This is a genomic window from Serratia sp. CoH_134_PS_4 (genome assembly GCF_058190535.1).
Window position 1 is genome coordinate 43218 of the sequence record NZ_JBXWKI010000003.1, and the last position, 18882, is coordinate 62099.

22 protein-coding genes are annotated in these 18882 nt (G+C 53.6%); 13 read left to right on the plus strand and 9 right to left on the minus strand.

The window, feature by feature from the left end; genetic code table 11:
- Positions 1–56: 56 nt before the first annotated feature.
- The 4 genes from rnr (at position 57) to AC2FCQ_RS07180 (ending at position 5585) form a co-directional block, all read left to right on the plus strand.
- Positions 57–2540 carry a ribonuclease R gene (gene rnr, locus AC2FCQ_RS07165; protein ID WP_490307954.1) on the plus strand — a complete coding sequence of 828 codons (2484 nt, stop codon included), beginning with the start codon at positions 57–59 and terminating at the stop codon, positions 2538–2540.
- A gap of 59 nt (positions 2541–2599) precedes the next feature.
- On the plus strand, positions 2600–3331 hold the full coding sequence (gene rlmB, locus AC2FCQ_RS07170) for a 23S rRNA (guanosine(2251)-2'-O)-methyltransferase RlmB (RefSeq protein WP_037422563.1): 732 nt from the start codon (positions 2600–2602) through the stop codon (positions 3329–3331).
- Between the two features lie 133 nt (positions 3332–3464).
- On the plus strand, positions 3465–5099 hold the full coding sequence (locus tag AC2FCQ_RS07175; protein WP_209634288.1) for an isovaleryl-CoA dehydrogenase: 1635 nt from the start codon (positions 3465–3467) through the stop codon (positions 5097–5099).
- Between the two features lie 87 nt (positions 5100–5186).
- Positions 5187–5585: a DUF350 domain-containing protein gene (locus AC2FCQ_RS07180; RefSeq protein WP_209634290.1), complete on the plus strand. Its 399-nt coding sequence runs from the start codon at positions 5187–5189 to the stop codon at positions 5583–5585.
- On the opposite strand, the gene AC2FCQ_RS07185 is transcribed toward AC2FCQ_RS07180, so the two are convergent.
- Positions 5582–5857: a YdgH/BhsA/McbA family protein gene (locus AC2FCQ_RS07185; RefSeq protein ID WP_037422554.1), complete on the minus strand. Its 276-nt coding sequence runs from the start codon at positions 5855–5857 to the stop codon at positions 5582–5584. The genes AC2FCQ_RS07180 and AC2FCQ_RS07185 overlap by 4 nt on opposite strands.
- A 121-nt stretch (positions 5858–5978) precedes the next feature.
- Positions 5979–6287 (minus strand): biofilm peroxide resistance protein BsmA, encoded by a 309-nt coding sequence (gene bsmA, locus AC2FCQ_RS07190; protein ID WP_490307955.1) that lies wholly within the window; start codon positions 6285–6287, stop codon positions 5979–5981.
- Between the two features lie 126 nt (positions 6288–6413).
- Here bsmA and yjfP point away from each other — a divergent pair, with 126 nt between their 5' ends.
- Positions 6414–7166 carry an esterase gene (gene yjfP, locus AC2FCQ_RS07195; protein ID WP_490307956.1) on the plus strand — a complete coding sequence of 251 codons (753 nt, stop codon included), beginning with the start codon at positions 6414–6416 and terminating at the stop codon, positions 7164–7166.
- A gap of 93 nt (positions 7167–7259) precedes the next feature.
- Here yjfP and AC2FCQ_RS07200 read toward each other — a convergent pair whose 3' ends face one another.
- Positions 7260–7526: a YdgH/BhsA/McbA family protein gene (locus AC2FCQ_RS07200; RefSeq protein ID WP_209634298.1), complete on the minus strand. Its 267-nt coding sequence runs from the start codon at positions 7524–7526 to the stop codon at positions 7260–7262.
- A 457-nt stretch (positions 7527–7983) separates the two neighbouring features.
- Here AC2FCQ_RS07200 and rpsF point away from each other — a divergent pair, with 457 nt between their 5' ends.
- The 5 genes from rpsF (at position 7984) to AC2FCQ_RS07225 (ending at position 9895) form a co-directional block, all read left to right on the plus strand.
- Positions 7984–8382 carry a 30S ribosomal protein S6 gene (gene rpsF, locus AC2FCQ_RS07205; RefSeq protein ID WP_006317459.1) on the plus strand — a complete coding sequence of 133 codons (399 nt, stop codon included), beginning with the start codon at positions 7984–7986 and terminating at the stop codon, positions 8380–8382.
- Between the two features lie 8 nt (positions 8383–8390).
- Positions 8391–8708 (plus strand): primosomal replication protein N, encoded by a 318-nt coding sequence (priB, locus tag AC2FCQ_RS07210; RefSeq protein WP_037422542.1) that lies wholly within the window; start codon positions 8391–8393, stop codon positions 8706–8708.
- Positions 8709–8712: 4 nt separating this feature from the next.
- Complete coding sequence (gene rpsR / locus AC2FCQ_RS07215) at positions 8713–8940, plus strand: 30S ribosomal protein S18 (protein WP_000135199.1); 228 nt, start codon at positions 8713–8715, stop codon at positions 8938–8940.
- A 39-nt stretch (positions 8941–8979) separates the two neighbouring features.
- Complete coding sequence (rplI, locus tag AC2FCQ_RS07220; protein ID WP_209634300.1) at positions 8980–9432, plus strand: 50S ribosomal protein L9; 453 nt, start codon at positions 8980–8982, stop codon at positions 9430–9432.
- A gap of 109 nt (positions 9433–9541) precedes the next feature.
- Complete coding sequence (locus AC2FCQ_RS07225; RefSeq protein WP_265556247.1) at positions 9542–9895, plus strand: DUF488 domain-containing protein; 354 nt, start codon at positions 9542–9544, stop codon at positions 9893–9895.
- A gap of 48 nt (positions 9896–9943) precedes the next feature.
- Here AC2FCQ_RS07225 and AC2FCQ_RS07230 read toward each other — a convergent pair whose 3' ends face one another.
- Positions 9944–10618 (minus strand): OapA family protein, encoded by a 675-nt coding sequence (locus tag AC2FCQ_RS07230; protein ID WP_490307957.1) that lies wholly within the window; start codon positions 10616–10618, stop codon positions 9944–9946.
- 288 nt (positions 10619–10906) lie between these two features.
- Between AC2FCQ_RS07230 and bamJ the strand changes: the two genes are divergently transcribed.
- Positions 10907–11527, plus strand: coding sequence for a BamJ family beta-barrel-assembly machinery protein (gene bamJ, locus AC2FCQ_RS07235; RefSeq protein ID WP_037423251.1), 621 nt, complete (start codon positions 10907–10909; stop codon positions 11525–11527).
- Positions 11528–11570: 43 nt separating this feature from the next.
- Here the strand turns inward: bamJ and ytfE are convergent, their stop codons facing one another.
- Together ytfE and AC2FCQ_RS07245 are read right to left on the minus strand one after the other, a co-directional pair.
- Entirely contained in the window at positions 11571–12236 is a 666-nt protein-coding gene (gene ytfE / locus AC2FCQ_RS07240; RefSeq protein WP_404760307.1) for an iron-sulfur cluster repair protein YtfE, read from the minus strand.
- A gap of 120 nt (positions 12237–12356) precedes the next feature.
- A complete protein-coding gene (locus tag AC2FCQ_RS07245; RefSeq protein ID WP_265556246.1) occupies positions 12357–14309 on the minus strand; it encodes a bifunctional 2',3'-cyclic-nucleotide 2'-phosphodiesterase/3'-nucleotidase in 1953 nt (650 codons plus the stop codon).
- Positions 14310–14689: 380 nt separating this feature from the next.
- Here AC2FCQ_RS07245 and cysQ point away from each other — a divergent pair, with 380 nt between their 5' ends.
- Positions 14690–15430, plus strand: a complete 741-nt coding sequence (gene cysQ / locus AC2FCQ_RS07250; protein ID WP_265556245.1) for a 3'(2'),5'-bisphosphate nucleotidase CysQ — start codon at positions 14690–14692, stop codon at positions 15428–15430.
- 1 nt (position 15431) lies between these two features.
- Here cysQ and AC2FCQ_RS07255 read toward each other — a convergent pair whose 3' ends face one another.
- Positions 15432–15989 (minus strand): YtfJ family protein, encoded by a 558-nt coding sequence (locus tag AC2FCQ_RS07255; protein ID WP_037423240.1) that lies wholly within the window; start codon positions 15987–15989, stop codon positions 15432–15434.
- Between the two features lie 324 nt (positions 15990–16313).
- On the opposite strand from AC2FCQ_RS07255, the gene AC2FCQ_RS07260 reads away from it, so the two are divergent.
- A complete protein-coding gene (locus tag AC2FCQ_RS07260; protein ID WP_490307958.1) occupies positions 16314–16520 on the plus strand; it encodes a DUF1107 domain-containing protein in 207 nt (68 codons plus the stop codon).
- Positions 16521–16588: 68 nt separating this feature from the next.
- Here AC2FCQ_RS07260 and paeA read toward each other — a convergent pair whose 3' ends face one another.
- A complete protein-coding gene (gene paeA / locus AC2FCQ_RS07265; protein WP_209634314.1) occupies positions 16589–17920 on the minus strand; it encodes a polyamine export protein PaeA in 1332 nt (443 codons plus the stop codon).
- Positions 17921–18096: 176 nt separating this feature from the next.
- Positions 18097–18735, minus strand: a complete 639-nt coding sequence (gene msrA / locus AC2FCQ_RS07270) for a peptide-methionine (S)-S-oxide reductase MsrA (protein WP_265556264.1) — start codon at positions 18733–18735, stop codon at positions 18097–18099.
- Positions 18736–18882: the final 147 nt, after the last annotated feature.

The window sequence follows — 18882 nt, forward strand, 5'->3', positions numbered from 1 at the left end:
GTTGCTGAGAAGACAAGGCTCAGCGACACCCTGCTGATGACAACGGAGGAACCGCAATGTCACAAGATCCATTCCTGGAACGAGAAGCAGAAAAATATGAATCCCCAATCCCGAGCCGTGAATTCATTCTGGCCCATCTGGCGAAAAGAGAAACGCCGGCCAGCCGCGAAGAGCTGGCCAAAGAACTGAATTTAACCGGGGAAGAGCCTTTAGAGGCATTACGCCGTCGTCTGCGTGCAATGGAACGTGACGGCCAATTGATATTTACTCGCCGCCAGTGCTATGCGCTGCCGGAACGCCTGGATCTGCTGCGGGGTACCGTCATTGGCCACCGTGATGGCTTCGGTTTCTTGCGCATTGAAGGCAGCAAAGATGACCTGTATCTGTCCGCCGAGCAGATGAAAATGGCGATCCACGGTGATGTGGTGCTGGCACAGGCAATGGCCGCAGATCGCAAGGGTCGCCGCGAAGCCCGTATTGTGCGGGTGTTGGTACCGAAAACCAGCCAAATCGTTGGCCGTTTCTTTATGGATGCCGGTACTGGCTTTGTCGTACCAGACGACAGTCGCCTGAGCTTTGATATCCTGATCCCAGCCGATGCGGTGAGTGGCGCACGCATGGGCTTTATGGTGGTGGTTGAACTGACCCAACGCCCGACCCGTCGTACTAAAGCGGTTGGCAAGATCGTTGAGATCCTCGGCGATAAAATGGGCACCAGCATGGCGGTGGATATCGCGCTGCGTACCCACGAAATCCCGCATGTTTGGCCACCACAGGTGGAAAAACAGGTTGCCGATCTTAGCGAGCAGGTGCCTGAAGCGGCCAAAAAAGGCCGTGTTGACCTGCGTCATCTGCCGCTGGTAACGATTGACGGTGAAGATGCGCGCGATTTTGATGATGCGGTCTACTGTGAGAAAAAACGTGGCGGGGGTTGGCGCCTGTGGGTCGCCATTGCCGACGTCAGCTATTATGTTCGTCCGCGTACAGCGCTGGATGACGAAGCACGTAACCGTGCAACGTCGGTATACTTCCCGTCGCAGGTTATCCCTATGCTGCCGGAAGTGCTGTCCAACGGCCTGTGTTCGCTTAACCCGCAGGTAGATCGCCTGTGTATGGTGTGTGAGATGACCATCTCCGCCCAGGGGCGTCTGTCGACATCCAAGTTCTATGAAGCGGTGATGAGCTCGCATGCTCGCCTGACATACAACAAAGTCTGGCACATTCTGCAGGGCGATCAGGAGCTGCGTGAGCATTATCATCCGTTGGTCAAACACCTGCAGGAACTGCATGCGATGTACAAGGTGTTGGATCAAGCGCGTGCCGAACGCGGAGGCATTGCTTTCGAAACGGAAGAGGCCAAGTTTATCTTCAACGCCGAGCGTCGTATCGAACGCGTTGAGCCAACGGTACGTAACGATGCTCATAAACTGATCGAAGAGTGTATGATCATAGCGAACGTTGCCGCTGCGCGCTTTGTTGAGAAGCACAACGAGCCGGCGCTGTTCCGTGTGCACGATCGTCCAAGCGACGATCACATTACGGCACTGCGAAGCGTCTTGAGCGAGTTGGGTCTGACACTGGGTGGCGGCAACAAGCCGCAACCGAAAGACTACGCGACCTTGATGGATGAAGTGTCCGAACGTCCTGACCATGAAATGCTGCAAACCATGTTGCTGCGCTCCATGAAGCAGGCGATCTACGATCCTGAAAACCGCGGCCACTTTGGTTTGGCGTTGGCTTCTTATGGTCACTTCACTTCGCCGATTCGTCGTTACCCCGATCTGGCACTGCACCGCGCGATCAAATATGTGCTGGCTAAAGAGCATGGTCAGCCGAAAGAGCGCTGGACCCCGACAGGCGGTTGGCACAGTGAGTTCGAAGAGATGCTGCAGCTGGGCGAGCACTGTTCGATGGCTGAACGTCGCGCCGATGAAGCGACACGTAATGTCGCTGACTGGTTAAAATGCGACTTTATGCAGGATCACGTCGGGGAAGTGTTCAGCGGTATTATTGCCAGCGTGACGGGCTTTGGGTTCTTCGTCCGTTTGAACGATCTGTTTATCGACGGCCTGGTGCATGTGTCATCGCTGGATAATGATTACTATCGCTACGATAATATCGGCCAGCGACTGATTGGCGAATCCTCAGGTGTGGTTTATCGCTTGGGCGATACCGTGGAGATCCGCGTGGAAGCAGTGCATATGGATGAGCGCAAAATTGACTTTGCGTTGGTCTCCAGCACCCGTAAACCACGCGGTGAAGGCAAAACTGAACGCGATCGTGCCAAGGGCGGCCAACGCACCCTACGTGGCGGCGCAGGCGCAGGCCGTACGCAAGCACCGCGTAAACGTCGTGGTGGCAAGACACCGGCTAACTTCGAACCTGACAGCGCTTTCCGTAAAGATGACGCCAAGCCTGCCGACAAGGTGAAGAAAGACAAAAAGGCGAAAGCCAAGAAAGTGTCCGATAAAACCCGGAAAATAGCGGCGGCGACTAAGGCCAAACGCGCCGGCAAGAAGAAAGGTGCTGAGCAGGCTTAACCTGCCACACGTTATTATCACCGGCTGGCAAACGCCAGCCGCACAGTTAAAAGAGCATCATGAGCGAAATTATTTACGGTATCCATGCCGTCAAAGCCCTGTTAGATAACGATCCGCAACGCTTCCTGGAAGTGTTTATCCTCAAAGGGCGAGATGACCGCCGCTTGCAGCCGCTGATTGCTGAGCTGGAAGCGACCGGTATTGTTATCCAGGTGGCGAACCGCCAGTGGCTGGACGATAAAGTTGAAGGCGCAGTGCATCAGGGGATTATTGCCCGGGTGCGTGAAGGGCGTCAGTATCAGGAAAATGATTTGCCGGCGCTGCTGGAAAGCGTGGATACGCCATTCCTGTTGGTATTGGACGGCGTGACCGACCCACATAACCTCGGCGCCTGTCTGCGCAGTGCTGACGCTGCCGGTGTACACGCGGTGATCGTCCCTCGCGATCGTTCCGCTCAATTGAACGCAACCGCCAAGAAAGTGGCCTGCGGCGCGGCGGAAAATGTTCCGTTGATCCGTGTCACCAACCTGGCGCGTACGCTGCGTTTGTTGCAGGAGATGAACGTCTGGGTGGTTGGTACTGCTGGTGAAGCCGATCACACGCTGTTCCAGAGCAAAATGACGGGCCCGATGGCGCTGGTAATGGGGGCGGAAGGCGAAGGTATGCGTCGTCTGACCCGCGAACACTGTGATGAGTTGATCAGTATCCCGATGGCAGGAACGGTTTCTTCCTTGAACGTGTCTGTTGCTACCGGCATCTGTTTGTTCGAAGCAGTACGTCAGCGCAGTTGATTTACCCATAAGGGCGCAATGTAGGCATTGCGCCCTTATTACCTTCTCATTTCCCACCCTGTGATCTCACCTGCGGCAGAAATCGCCCTGACGACCATAATTACTCCTGACGCTTTTATCAGGGAGCAAGCTCATGGTCTGGAATACACACACCGTTTTTAATCAGCCGAAGCCACTGGGTAACAGCAATCTCTTCCTGTCTGACACGCCGCTGCTTGAGGCAATACAGCGTGAGCAAGCCGGTTGGGATGCCGACGTGCTGGCTTCGTTAGGCCAACAGTTGGGTACTCAGGAGTCACTGGAACTGGGGCGGTTGGCCAACGTCAATCCGCCCGAACTGCTGCGCTATGACGCCACCGGCCAGCGGCTGGATGATGTCCGTTTTCATCCTGCCTGGCATATCCTGATGCAAGGCTTGATCGCTAACCGCGTGCACAATCTGCCGTGGGAAGAGGATGCGCGCATGGGGTCATTTGTGGCACGTGCCGCGCGTTTTGTGTTACACGCCCAGGTTGAAGCCGGCACGTTGTGCCCGGTGACCATGACTTTTGGTGCAATTCCATTATTGCAACGTTCATTACCCGCGGAGTTCCAGACTTGGCTGACGCCGCTGCTGTCTGATCGTTACGACGCCCATTTGTTGCCTGGCGGACAAAAACGCGGATTACTGATTGGTATGGGGATGACCGAGAAACAAGGGGGGTCCGATGTATTAAGCAATACCACAACGGCCACGCCGCTGGCTGCACGTGGCCCGGGTGAAGCTTACCGGCTCGTGGGGCACAAATGGTTCTTCTCGGTGCCACAGAGTGATGCGCACCTGGTGCTGGCACAGGCGGAAGGCGGGCTGTCTTGCTTCTTTCTGCCGCGGATCCTGCCTGACGGCACGCGCAACGCAATACGGCTGGAACGTCTCAAAGACAAACTCGGCAACCGCTCCAATGCTAGCAGTGAAGTTGAATTCCAGGATGCCATCGCCTGGCTGGTGGGTGAGGAGGGCGATGGCGTACGACATATCCTGAAAATGGGCGGGCTGACCCGTTTTGACTGTGCATTGGGCAGCCACGGTTTGATGCGGCGTGGCTTATCGGTAGCGCTATATCATGTTTTGCAGCGACAGGCGTTTGGCAAGCCACTGATCGAACAGCCGATGATGCGCCAGGTGTTAGCGCGGATGGCGTTGCGGTTAGAGGGACAGACAGCGGCCTTGATGCGACTGGCGCGTGCCTACGACAGCGTGGGTACCGGTGCGCCTTTGGAGCAGGCGCTGTGCCGTGTGATGACCCCAGCAGCGAAATTTGAAGTTTGCCGACAAGGCATCCCTTTTGTTGGTGAAGCCATGGAGGCGTTAGGAGGAATCGGTTACTGCGAAGAGAGTGAGTTGCCGCGACTGTACCGTGAAATGCCGGTAAACAGCATCTGGGAAGGGTCAGGCAATATCATGTGCCTGGACGTGATGCGGGCATGGGGAAAACTGCCGGCGGTGCAGGAGGCTTTGGAGCGCGAACTTGGCGAAGTGAAGGGACAAAACCGCCATTATGATCATCAGTGGCGGCGGGTGCTCCAGCTGATGCGTAAACCGCATGAAGAGCAAGGGCGCGCGGTTACCGGGACATTATTCAATTTGTTCGCTGCGGCACAGCTTCTGCGACACAGTTCCCCCCCGTTGGCAGAGGCCTGGTGTCAAATGATGCTCGATGCCCGTGGTGAAAGGGCGTTACCAGACCGGCTGTGCGAAACGCTGTTTACCCGAGCGATGGGAGGCTAGGGAAAACAGTGGCGCCAGAACGAGAAAAGCTTTTTAATTCAGCACTTGGCCCGTAAGGGATACTGACCTCTGATCAGGAAGCATGACATGGATATTCTTAGCGCGTTGGCGGCATTCGCCTCTTATTTCTTCAGTGGCTTTGCCATGGTTCTGGTGTTCTTGTTTGTTTATACCCGCATTACACCACACGACGAATGGGCGTTGATTAAGGCCGACAATCAGTCTGCTGCTTTCGGCTTCATTGGTGCTTGCCTGGGTTATGTGATCCCGCTGGCCAGTGCGGCGATCAACTCTGTCAGTCTGTTGGACTACTTGCTATGGGGCGTCGTGGCTTTAGTGGTGCAACTGCTGCTGTTTGCGGCGGTGAAAATTTACATGCCGCGGATCAGTGACAAGATTGAATCTAATCACGTGGCCGCCGGGATTTTCCTGGGGGGCGTTTCGATCAGCGGCGGCGTACTGAATGCGGCTTGCATGACCTATTAAAGATAGAGTATTGCCGAGGCGCGCCAGCCAGGTTGGTGCGCCTGTTCTTCCATCTTCAGGATTCGATAATAGCTGGCCCCGTGTTCATCGGCCTTACGGGCTATCAGTTGTTCTACATCCTGAGGTGAGCCGGACAGGTTATTTAGGGTGATTTCAGCAATTTCGCTAAGAGGCGTCACGCGGTCTGCGGGGGCCAGTTCAGCGGACTGGGCGCTGGCGCTAAGTAACCCCATGGAAAGCAGGAGGGCGGTGAGTGCGGCGGAGCGTGTCATGGCGTTCCCCTTCGTCGGATCCTGTATCCACGCCGCAGGGTGCGGCGCGCTGTTTGCCAGTGTGCAATATCCAACTTCAGTCTGTGCAAAGCCAATGTAAATCTTATTAAAACTCTAAAGGTTACCGATACAGGATCGCCTGTGAGTACCATTGGCCGGGAACCACGGTTTCACTGTTCATAATGATCATGTAATAACGAGCCCCACTGGCGTTGGCTTTCTGCTGTATTGCCGCTTCCACATCCATCGGGCTGCCGCGGACCAGGGCGCTGGTGGTACCCATTTTCACCAGAGTGCCGGTTTGTGTCCGGGTGATCTCCTGTGCTTGACCGGTCGGTGATGGCGGTGCTTTTGGGGTTGTGGTCATGATGCCGCAGGCGCTAAGCAGCGTGATCAGTGTTAGGGGGAGCAACAGGCGGGAAAGCTTCATGAGCACCTCGGGAAAGTCGACGGCATGATTTCAGTGTAACCCATTATAAATTGGAACAGATTGAGCTAATGCTTTTTAGCGCAAGTTTGCCATTATGAAGGCAACAAATATGCAGAGGGAAAACGGATGATTGAAATCTATGACGAGCGGGCAGGGAATATTGCCGTGATCCACGCGGTACCTGCGGGGCAGTACCATCAGCCGCTGCCGACGATATTTTTCTACCATGGTTATACCTCGTCTAAAGAAGTGTATGCCTATTTTGGCTATGCGTTAGCCAAGGCAGGATTTCGCGTGGTGTTGCCGGATGCCGATTTTCACGGCGAGCGCTTTGACGGAGATGAACAGAAGCGGTTATCCCGTTTTTGGGAGATCCTGCGCAGCAATATCGATGAGTTGCCGGCGCTGAAAGCGCATTTTGAACAGCGCGGACTGATTGCTGAAGGACGTATCGGCGTTGCCGGTGCGTCTATGGGCGGGATGACAACACTGGGGAGCTTCGCCCGTTACCCATGGGTGAAAGCGGCTGCCAGCCTGATGGGGGCCGGGTATTACACGTCCCTGGCGCAGACACTGTTCCCCCCTTTGGATGAACAGGGCAACCCTTTGACAGCAAACGGCTTTGAGGCTCGTATTGCTGCGCTCGCGGATTATGGTCTGGAACACCAGTTGGAGAAAATTGCCGATCGCCCTCTGTTGTTGTGGCACGGCGAGGCAGATGATTTAGTGCCGGTGGCAGAAAGCTTGCGGTTGGCGACCGAACTTCGTCAGAGCGGTTGGGATCAACAACTAACGTTGCTTACGGAACCTGACGTCAAGCACCGCATTACACCACAGGCGCTTAGCGTAACGGCCGATTTCTTCAGGCGCACGTTATAAAAAAAGCCCCCTGAATCAGGGGGCTGACGATGACATTCACATTTTTATTTGCCGCTTTTGGGCGCGGCTGACTTCCTGGTGCTGCATTTTCTCTTAGCGATACAGCTCGGCACTCACATGCATGGTGCTGTTGTTTTCAGGTTCATGCAGAGCGATGATCCGATAGGCCGTCGCGCCGCGCTGCTCGGCTATTTTGTTCACTTGGCTACTGGCATCGTCAGGGGAAACAACGTCCTGGTTTAGGGTCACAAACCCAACGCTTTGGCGTTGATCGGCCTGATGTGATGTGATTTCAGTGGCGGCCATGGCATGGGCAGAAAACAGTAAAGCAATGGCAGTGGCGATGGTAACGTGTTTCATAAGTGCCTCTCTTAACTGTTTGCTTCAACGGCCTGACAGCCGGTGCCAGTGCAGCAAAAAGTTATTTGTATGTATTGAATAACCTCGAATCTTTTTCGTCGCGCTGTCTGCGGCGGATAAGTACAATTTTAGACCTTCATTCAGGATTAAAAAGGGAGGTATTTTGATAGCCTCTTTCAAAAAAAATGAATGAATTTTGCGCATCAGTGATGATTTCATTGAAAGATTTTCTGAAGTGATGGATCTGTGTACATAGGTTGTGCAGACAGCAAATCGTGCTATTTCCGTAGCAGGCTCGCATTACTGATAATAAATCCCCCTCGGTCCTTGAGTTTCCCCGCTAGCGCAAGTATGATTACGCGTCATTTTTTCAGCCGCACACACATACACGTTCCTTGCTTCCATGGGCCGCGGTTGACCCTGACAGGAGGCTGAATAATCCGTAAGGAGCAATTCGATGCGTCATTACGAAATCGTTTTTATGGTCCATCCTGACCAAAGCGAACAGGTTCCGGGCATGATCGAGCGTTACAGTGCTACCATCACTAACGCTGCTGGTCAGATTCACCGTCTGGAAGACTGGGGCCGCCGTCAACTGGCTTACCCGATCAACAAACTGCACAAAGCTCACTACGTTCTGCTGAACGTTGAAGCTCCGCAGGAAGCGATCGATGAGCTGGAAACAAACTTCCGCTTCAACGACGCCGTTATCCGTAGCATGGTTATGCGCGTTAAGCACGCGGTAACTGAAGCATCTCCGATGGTTAAAGCGAAAGACGAACGTCGTGGCGATCGCCGCGAAGACTTCGCTAACGAAACCGCAGATGATGCAGATGCTGGGGATTCTGAAGAGTAATTGCTGCCGTGACATCTAATCGTCTGGTTTTGTCGGGCACTGTGTGCAAGACGCCGGTTCGAAAAGTGAGTCCTTCCGGGATACCCCACTGCCAATTTGTGCTTGAGCACCGTTCGCAGCAAATGGAAGCCGGATTCAGCAGACAAGCATGGTGCCGAATGCCCGTGGTTGTCAGCGGACAACAGTCACAAGCACTAACTCAAAGATTAACGGTCGGCAGTCAGATAACCGTGCAAGGCTTTGTTAGCAGCCATCAAGGGCGCAACGGGCTGAACAAACTGGTTCTGCATGCCGAGCAGATTGAATTGATAGATTCTGGAGACTAGCCTAATGGCACGTTATTTCCGTCGTCGCAAGTTCTGCCGTTTCACCGCGGAAGGCGTTCAAGAGATTGACTATAAAGACATCGCTACGCTGAAAAACTACATCACTGAAAGTGGTAAAATTGTCCCGAGCCGTATTACCGGTACTCGTGCAAAATATCAGCGCCAGCTGGCCCGTGCTATCAAGCGCGCGCGCTACCTGTCTTTGTTGCCGTACACTGATCGTCATCAGTAATCGGCCACTGTCCATTAACGACTTTGAGAGGATAAGGTAATGCAAGTTATTCTGCTTGATAAAGTAGCAAACCTGGGCAGCCTGGGTGATCAAGTTAACGTTAAAGCGGGCTACGCCCGTAACTTCCTGGTACCACAGGGCAAAGCTGTTCCTGCTACCAAGAAAAACGTAGAGTTCTTCGAAGCACGTCGTGCAGAACTGGAAGCCAAACTGGCTGACGTTCTGGGCGCTGCTGAAGCTCGCGCAACCAAGATCAACGAACTGGGTTCAGTCACCATCGCGTCTAAATCAGGCGACGAAGGTAAACTGTTCGGCTCTATCGGCACCCGCGACATCGCTGACGCAGTTACTGCGGCAGGCGTTGAAGTTGCCAAGAGCGAAGTTCGTCTGCCGAATGGCGTTCTGCGTACCACTGGTGAACACGAAGTTCACTTCCAGGTACACAGCGACGTGTTCGCACAGCTGAATGTAGTTGTGGTAGCAGAAGCTTAATCGCTCCTGTTCACCAAGTTAAAACGCCAGCCTCGTGCTGGCGTTTTGCTTTTCTGCGCCCGGTAAAACGCGTTATTCTGCCAGCACCTTGGGTGAGGAGCAGCGGCAAATGGCAGAGATTCACTTAGAACGCGTGTATGGGTTTACAGGCCCTGCACCGGTTAACTGTTACCTGATTGACCGGTTATGGCCGCGGGGCATCAGTAAGGAGCAGTTACTGGGAGTGCAGTGGCTAAAAGAGATTGCGCCAGATAACACACTACGACAGTGGTTTCACCAGCACCTTGAACAGTGGGAATTATTTGAGAGCCGTTACCGGCAGCAATTGGCTGAAAATGACGCCTGGCGGCCCCTGGTGGCGTTATTACGGCAAGGGGAGCCCTTAACCTTGCTCTATGGCAGCAAAGACACACAGCACAACCACGGCATCGTGCTGCGCGACTTTTTATTGGCGCAGATTTAAGTTGCCTGGCCATTGCGTGCGATCACGCGGTCAATGGCCGGGGCAAGGTTAACGCTCGCGGCGATAGCTGCCGTCGGCCTGGCGGCGGAATAATACCTGAGTGTTATCCGCGGCAGTGACCGATAATGCAGTAATCACGCCGTTGGTGTCACGTTCGATACGCACTTCCTGGCCGGCCTTCATGTTGCTGAGTGGTTTATCGTTACCTTCCACCTGCGCCATCGCGAAGACTTCATTCACCGGCAGACTATTGTCGCGGAACAGTTGCGCCAGCGTTTGCCCTGGTTGGATCTGGTAACGCTGCCAGTTGCCGGCGGGTTCCGGTTCGGCGGCGTGCTGCTGCTGAGGATCATTTTGCAGATCGGCCTGCAGGGGTATGTTGTTGCCCTGCTGGGTGACCGGGAATGGCTGCCCGCTGTTTTCCGATGAATACGGCCACAGCAGTGCCAGTAGCAAGATGCAGCCGAAAATCAGTGTCCAGCGGCGGTGGAAATAGGGTAATGGCTCCATCCAACCGAAGCCGTCCGGCAGGTGCCAGATCTTCAGCATTAGCGCTTTGATGTTTTGCCCCTTACCGCTTTCCGGTGGTTGTTCTGAATCCGGATTCTCTACTGCCTCTGGCGCGGACCCCGGCTTCAGGCGCTGGCTGAAGTTCAACCAGGTGCGCAACAACGGCTGGTAGACTCGGGTGGTCTTCCTTCTCCTGGGCGAGATTCTGCCCATGGTAACCTCTCTTCAACGGCGTAAAAATATCACGGTACAAAAGGGTGTACCGCCGACCCGATGCCCTGTTTCCAGTATAGTCTGCTAACTGATTGAAGTGAAAGGCAGCAGCAAACCCATGCCTGTTGCGACAGGCGATTCGCCTGGGCTCGCGGGAGCGGGTGTTAACTGAGGGTTATTGTTTCTTTTTCTACGACAAAAGTCATCATTCTCCACACAAGATTTTACCCGGCATTGCGGCGCTGTTATGCTGCGCTTTCGACTTTTTACAGACTAAAGGAAAACCCCATGACAACCCCTTCTTTTGACAGCGTTGAAGCGCAGGCGAGCTACGGGATTGGTTTACAGGTCGGCCAGCAGTTACAAGAGTCCGGTCTGGAAGGTTTACAACCGGAAGCTTTGCTGGCAGGTTTGCGTGACGCGCTGGAAGGGAATGCCCCGGCGGTTCCGGTAGACGTGGTGCACCGTGCGCTGCGTGAAATCCACGAACGTGCGGATGCCGTGCGTCGTGATCGTCAACAGGCGATGGCTGTTGAAGGCCAGAAATTCCTGGAAGACAACGCCAAGCGTGACGAAGTGACGCTGACCGAATCCGGTCTGCAGTTCTCCGTACTGGAGCAGGGCAATGGCCCAATCCCGTCCCGTCAGGATCGCGTGCGTGTGCATTACACCGGCCGTCTGATCAACGGTGACGTGTTCGACAGCTCCGTAGAGCGCGGCCAACCGGCAGAATTCCCGGTTAGCGGTGTGATCCCAGGTTGGATCGAAGCGCTGACCCTGATGCCGGTCGGTTCTAAATGGCAGTTGTATATTCCACACGACCTGGCCTACGGCGAGCGTGGTGCTGGCGCATCCATCCCGCCATTCAGCGCGCTGGTGTTTGACGTCGAACTGCTGGAAATTCTGTAATCCTCTGACAGGTTTCTCTGGGCGCCTACATGGCGCCCTTGTTTTATGCGCCGTTCAGTGCGCGCGGGAACAACAGGTTGTTCTCCAGATTGATGTGTTCCATCAGGTCACCGATGAACTCGTCGATACCGCCATACAGCGCCTGCCAGGTATTGCAGGCACCTTCTGGTGGCGTCACGTTGTTGGTGAGGAACTTTACCACTTCCAACTGTTCGCCCGCGTCGTCATGCTCATGTTCCATCACCGAGATGGGTCCACTCGCCTGGCGTCCCATACCTTGCTTGATCATCGGGAACAGGATCTGTTCTTCTTTCATCATATGATTTTCCAGATCCAGCCGGATCAGGTTCAACTGTTTCGCCAGTCCACGTGGACAGGTGGGTTTGTCGGCATGAACCCGTTCGACTTTTTCTGCCATCAGTACCAGCTCGGCTAACTGTTCACGGTGCCGCTGATGGAAGCGTGGCAGGATATAGTCAATCACTTCGCCGAGGGGCGCAGTGCGCCAGTCGCGGGTTTGTTCCGGTTTGGCGGCGAGGACGGCCAATTCGGTTTCCAGACGGTCGATATCCAGCCCTCTGCGCTCGGCGGCGCGTTGCAGCGTTTGTTTGCCGCCACAGCAGAAATCCAAGTCGTTCAGGCGGAACAGGCGTGATGCCCGGGGAATAGCGATGGCGAGAGCGCCGAGGGATTGGTCACGGTAATTCATGGGAAGGCCTCTTTAAATGAAAAACTATAACATGCATTTTAAATGCAATTTAAAGGGCGCGCCAGAGAGAAAAAGGGGTAGATGGCCAGAGGGAAGGTGATTTCCCCTCCGGCCTACTGCTTATTTGCTGCTTAAATCAATCTGATAAACCGCAAATCCAATGTTATCCGTACCTTCGGATTTCATTGGATACTGGGCATGGGTTTTGATAAACGCCGTAGCCTTCTCGCTTGGTGATGTTTCGAAACGAATATCCAGTGGCTGAGGGCTACTGAACGTCGCCAAACGCCAGTTATTATCCACCTGTGGCCGTACTGCGCCATGCAGCTTAGTTTCAGCGCTGATATAAGCGGCCAGCACCGAACGGTTCTCATCCGGCGAAGCGAAGGCAATATGTTGATCGCCGGTGCCGGCAAACTTACCACCGTAAGCACGGTAGTTATTGGTGGCAACCAGGAAGGTGGCGTTTGGATCAATAGGCTTGCCTTTGAATGTCAGATCTTTGATGCGTTCCGCCTTATCGTTGATCAACTGGCATTCACCGTCGTAACGCGCAGGCTGGCTGACGTCGATCTGGTAATTTACCCCGTCAATCACATCAAAGTTATAGGTGCGGAAACCGTCCCAGTTGATCAGGCCCTGTGGTTTGGGGCTGTTAACGTCGATCTGATTAAATTGCCCAGCGGAACACTCGAGCCACTCCTTCACCTCTTTGCCGCTGGCTTTCACGACCACCAAGGTATTGGGATAGAGGTAAAGATCCGAAGCGTTACGGAAGGTGAGCTGGCCTTTTTCCACTTCGACGAAGCTGGCCGGATCGTTTTTGCGTCCGCCCACCTTGAACGGTGCAGCGGCTGACAGCACGGGCAGGTCGGCCAGGTCGGGATCGCCCTGAATATAGTGCTCCACGTAAGCCTTCTGCGCATTATTCACGATTTGCACTGTGGGATCATCCTGAATCAGTGCCAAATAGCTGTACATGTTGTCGTCCGCTTTACCGACGGGTTTACTGACGAAATCACGTGTGCCTTTATGATCTTCCGCCAGGACTTTCACCAGACTGGCATCTTCTGCGGCCAGCGATTTCTTGTTCTCTTTGTCGTAGATTGGCCGTGCTTCCGCTTTGGCGGAGGCCACTTTCCAACTGCCAGAGTCGTTGTTTAGCTGCAGATCGACTACGCCGAGGTGATCACCCCATTGACCCGGCATTACCGCAGGTATGCCATTGAGCGTACCCTGTGCAATGTCTGCGCCTTTGATATTGGCAAAGTCCTTACTTGGGAACACGGCGTGAGCATGGCCGAACATGATGGCGTCAATGCCTGGTACTTGGCTGAGGTAGTACACCGAATTTTCTGCCATTGCCTTGTATGGCTCGCTGGACAAGCCGGAGTGCGGGATAGCGACCACCAGGTCGGCGCCTTGTTTGCGCATTTCCGGTACATAGCGTTTAGCGGTTTCGGTGATGTCGTTAACCCTAACCTTGCCCTGCAAGTTGGCTTTATCCCAGACCAAAATTTGCGGCGGTACAAAACCGATATAGCCAATTCGCAAAGTATGTTCTTTGCCATCACGATCTTTTACCGGTGTATCGACGATAATGTAAGGTGTGAACAAGGGTTTCTGTGTTTTAGCGTCGATGACGTTGGCGTTGATATACGGGAATTTGGCTCCGGCAATGGCATTTTTCAGGTAGTCGAGCCCGTAGTTGAACTCGTGGTTACCGATGTTGCCAACCACATAGTTCAGGGTATTCATCGCTTTATACACCGGGTGAACATCTCCCGGCTTCAAGCCTTTGGCCGCCATATAGTCGCCGAGCGGGCTACCCTGAATAATGTCGCCATTGTCCACCAACACCGTATTGGCCGCTTGTTGACGAGCCTGTTCAATCAGGCTGGCGGTACGCACCAGACCGAATTTATCGGTCGGTTTATCCTTGTAGTAATCGAAGTCCATCATGTTGCTGTGCAGGTCGGTCGTTTCCAGCACGCGCAGATCGACCGTAGCCGCCTGCACCGAGGCGCAAACCAGTACAGCGAGGGCAGACAACGTCAGCGAACGCTTCATCATTTTTGGCTTTCTCCATTCCATTTTTCGAGTTTTATCGCAGAGGGACATGTAATTAACATTGGTTGTCTCACCAAACTGTGAAGTGTGGCAGAAAACTGACCGAGGTATCTGAGGAAATATCGCAGTTGTGACGGGAAAGACTTGAGTAATTACCGCAGGTTAAATCGTTATGATGGATATTCCCTGCAAAAAAAACTAGGCTGCTAGCAATGAGAAAGGGGAAATGCCCCACTGAACTGTATACCCGTCATACTTGAAGTTGCCTCTTTGTTGGCTACGTCTGGTCACTCCGGTCACATAGTGGACTGTGCTCCGGGGATTCGTAGACTTTCCACCGCGGTGCAGCTCCAGTTATTCAGGGTATTTATCTGAGGTGAATGATGTTAGAACAAATTTGCCAACTGTCCCGCGAGGCGGGTGCGGCGATCATGGCGGTGTATCAAGGTGAACAACCGCTTGATGCTGCAAAGAAAAAAGACGATTCTCCGGTGACAGCGGCCGACTTGGCGGCGCACCATATTATCAAACGCGGTCTTGCGGTATTAACGCCGGGCATCCCGCTGCTCTCAGAGGAAGATCCACCGGCGTGGACTGAACGGCAGAGCTGGACGCGTTATTGGCTGGTCGATCCGTTGGACGGCACCAAGGAATTCCTCAACCGCAATGGTGAATTCACGGTAAATATTGCGCTGATTGAAGACGGCCAAGCCGTGATGGGCGTGGTTTACGCCCCGGCGATTGACGTGCTGTATCTGGCCGAGCGCGGCAAAGCCTGGAAAGAAGAAAAGGGCCGACGCCAGGCCATTAGCGTCAGTAACGCCCACCCACCGCTGGTGGTCGTCAGCCGCTCACACAGTGACGAAGAATTGAAGGATTACCTGAACCAGTTGGGCGAGCATCAGACGGTTTCTGTCGGATCCTCGTTAAAGTTTTGTCTGGTCGCGGAAGGTAAAGCGCAGCTGTACCCACGTTTTGGGCCAACTAACATCTGGGATACCGCTGCCGGTCATGCCGTCGCCGTTGCGGCCGGGGCGCAGATCCACGATTGGCAGGGCAAACCTCTGCTCTACACACCGCGTGAATCGTTCCTTAACCCCGGCTTTCGGGTATCGCTGTTCTAATTTACTTTGCCAGAAGCTGGTGCAGTTGGGTCATGACCTGCTGCACTTCTTCCGGTGTCAGTGCGCCGTCTTTGGCAAACTGGATCCTGCCTTGATTATCCAACACCACAATGGCTGAGCCCTTTGGCTGCAGATCCCACGCTTTTCGTACATTGCCGTTGCTGTCGACAATAAACTGCGACCACGGGAACTCTTTCTTGCTGTCTTCAATGCTGTTGCGCACAAACATCGCGGTGCCGAGCAACGCATCGTCGGTATTCACAATTGTCGTCGTTTGGTAACGATCGTGCGGTAGCTTAGCTTTCTTAATCGCTTCTATCAGTGGGTCGTTCATGTCCTTGGCAGAACTGCGGCCGGCAATGTGTTGGATCACTCGCACTTTCCCACTGAGCTGCGCGCTATTCCAGTTTTGATAGCTAAACTTATTATTAGCGTAATCCAACTCTCCTTTATCGCTGACGCCAACCGGTGCGACGCGTTGCTGGAGCTGGAAGTTGTGCGCGGAGGCAAAAAGGGGAGCAAACAGCAGGGATACAATGAGCATGTGACTTTTTTTCATGCCTTCTCCTTAAGGGGAAATGGTGCCGACAGCACCCGATAGCCTAAAGCATAGGTGGTGATCAGAGGTCTGTCCTGTTAGCCGGATCGCAGTTTTTCCTTCTGGGGGCAAATGCCTGTATTTTGAAGGGATATACTGAAAAAGTTATATATTATCATATACAATTCTGTCAAAAAGTGTAAATCCAGTGCAGATCTCCAAGCGGAAATGAACGATATGGTCTTTACTGGGTCTACTACATGGCAATCACGTTGCGTTCTTATTTTAGAGGCTGCCACCTTGGCGGCTCGCTGAGCGCATGGACAAACGGAGGAGAGTAATAGAATGAAAATCTTCCAGCGTTATAATCCGTTGAAAGTGGCAAAGTATGTAAAGACCTTGTTTCGCGGTCGGCTGTATATCAAAGATGTTGGTGCGTTTGAATTCGATGAAGGAAAAATCCTGTTGCCAAAAATCCGCGACAGGCGCCATTTCAGTGTGATGTCAGAGGTAAACCGTCAGGTGTTGCTGCTGCAGTCTGAAATGGGGTGATTGGGCACAGAGCGCCAATCAAAAAATACGGCCCCGAGGGGGCCGTTTATGTTTTTGCTGTAGGTGCGTCAGGCTGAAGGGGTGTCGTCCGGCGCTTTTGGCAGCGTCGACGCCGGCTTATCGCTCAACCGGGTGACCAGCAGCTGGTCAATCTTGTAGCTGTCGATATCTACCACTTCAAACTTGTAGCCGGCATATTTGACGAAATCGGTACGCTTAGGGATCTTGCGCAGCATATACATCATAAAGCCGCCAATAGTCTCGTAGTTACCTGCTTGTGGGAACTCGTCGATATCCAGCACGCGCATCACGTCATCGATAGGCGTACCGCCTTCAATCAGCCATGAGTTCTCATCGCGCGCCACGATCTGTTCTTCCTGACCCTGGCCGACCAAATCACCCATCAGCGTGGTCATTACGTCATTCAGCGTGATGATGCCCACAACCAATGCATATTCATTGAGAATGACGGCAAAGTCTTCACCCGCCGTTTTAAAGCTTTCCAATGCTTCAGACAACGTCAGGGTATCTGGCACGATCAGGGCTGAACGGATCTGCACACCACTGCTCAATACCAGGCTTTGATTACCCAGCACGCGGTTTAACAAGTCTTTGGAGTCAACGTAGCCGACAACCTGATCGATATTGCCGTCACACACCAGGAACTTGGAGTGCGGATGCGTTGAGACTTTCTCGATGATGCTTTCTTCGCTCTCGCGCAGATCAAAGTAAACCACGCTTTCACGTGAGGTCATCGACGAAGGCACCGTACGTGATTCCAGCTCGAAAACGTTTTCGATCAGTTCATGCTCTTGCTTACGCAGAACGCCAGCCAGCGCACCGGCTTCCACCACCGCATAGATATCGTCGGAGGTGATGTCGTCTTTACGCACCATCGGCAGTTTGAACAGACGGAAAATCAGGTTTGCCATACCGTTGAAGAACCAAACCAGCGGCCGGAAAATCATGATCGAGAAACGCATCGGGTTGATGATCCGGACGGCGACCGTCTCTGGTGCAATCATACCGATGCGCTTCGGCGTCAAATCTGCGAACAGGATAAACAAGCTGGTCACCAGCACGAACGAGCAGATGAAGCTAACCTGCTCAGCCATCTCTGGGGATAAGAAACGGTCGAACAACACTTTAAAACTAGGAGAAAAGGCTGCATCACCGACGATACCACCCAGGATGGCGACGGCGTTCAGGCCAATCTGCACCACGGTAAAGAACAACCCCGGCGTTTCTTGCAGCTTGAGGACTTTGGTAGCATTGACGTTACCTTCGTCAGCCATCAGTTTCAGTTTAATCTTGCGTGACGCGGCCAGAGATATTTCCGACAGCGAGAAAAACGCACTCACTGCGATCAGAAAAAGAATCAGTAAAATACTGTTTAACATAATCTATCCATACGTGCCGACGGGATGACGGCGCTCTTGAGGAAGGGTAGTACATTGTAAAAAAAGTAGTGATAACAACCAGAAAGGAGGCTATCAGGCCGCAGATGCGGCCCGCACAGTATAGCAGCAGCCTTACAGGAGCCGCCAGCGGTTAAAAATTACCGCTGGCCAGTGAGTTAGCGTTGAGGAGGCAAGCAGACACCGATACCGCCCAAGCCACAGTAGCCTTCAGGGTTCTTGTACAGATATTGCTGGTGGTCATCTTCGGCATAGTAAAACGGCAGCGCGGGCACGACTTCAGTCGTGATGGTGCGCTTGTCGCCCGCTTCAACCATGGCCCGCTGGAAGCGCTGCAGGCTGTTTTCGGCTTCGGCCTGCTGTTCTGGCGTTAGCGTATAAATTGCCGAGCGGTACTGGGTGCCGACATCGCCACCTTGACGCATGCCCTGTGCCGGGTCGTGGTTTTCCCAGAAGACCTGCAGCAGCTGCTTATAGCTGATGATTTTCGGATCGAACACGACACGAACCACCTCAGTATGGCCGGTCTGGCCACTGCACACTTCACGGTAGGTTGGATTCGGCGTATAGCCGCCGCTGTAGCCCGCAGCGGTGCTGTATACCCCCGGCTGTTGCCAGAACAGGCGCTCCACACCCCAGAAACAGCCCATGGCGAAGATCGCTACCGCCATGCCATCCGGCACGTGAGTCATCGAATGATCGGTGACCACATTGAGTGTGGCAACCGGCATGGGAGTCGTGCGGCCAGGCAGTGCGTTCGCCTTGTCGACGGTTTGTGTTTTATCAAAAAATGGCACCACGGTTGACTCCTGTTGTCACAGTAAGAATTGGCCTAAGACGCGGCAGTTCGGTTGTATCTAACCGAAACTTTGCCCACAATAAGCTACATATTCAGATTATGTATCAGATTAACGCAGTATTTAGAGCGCCAAAAGCGAAGAATG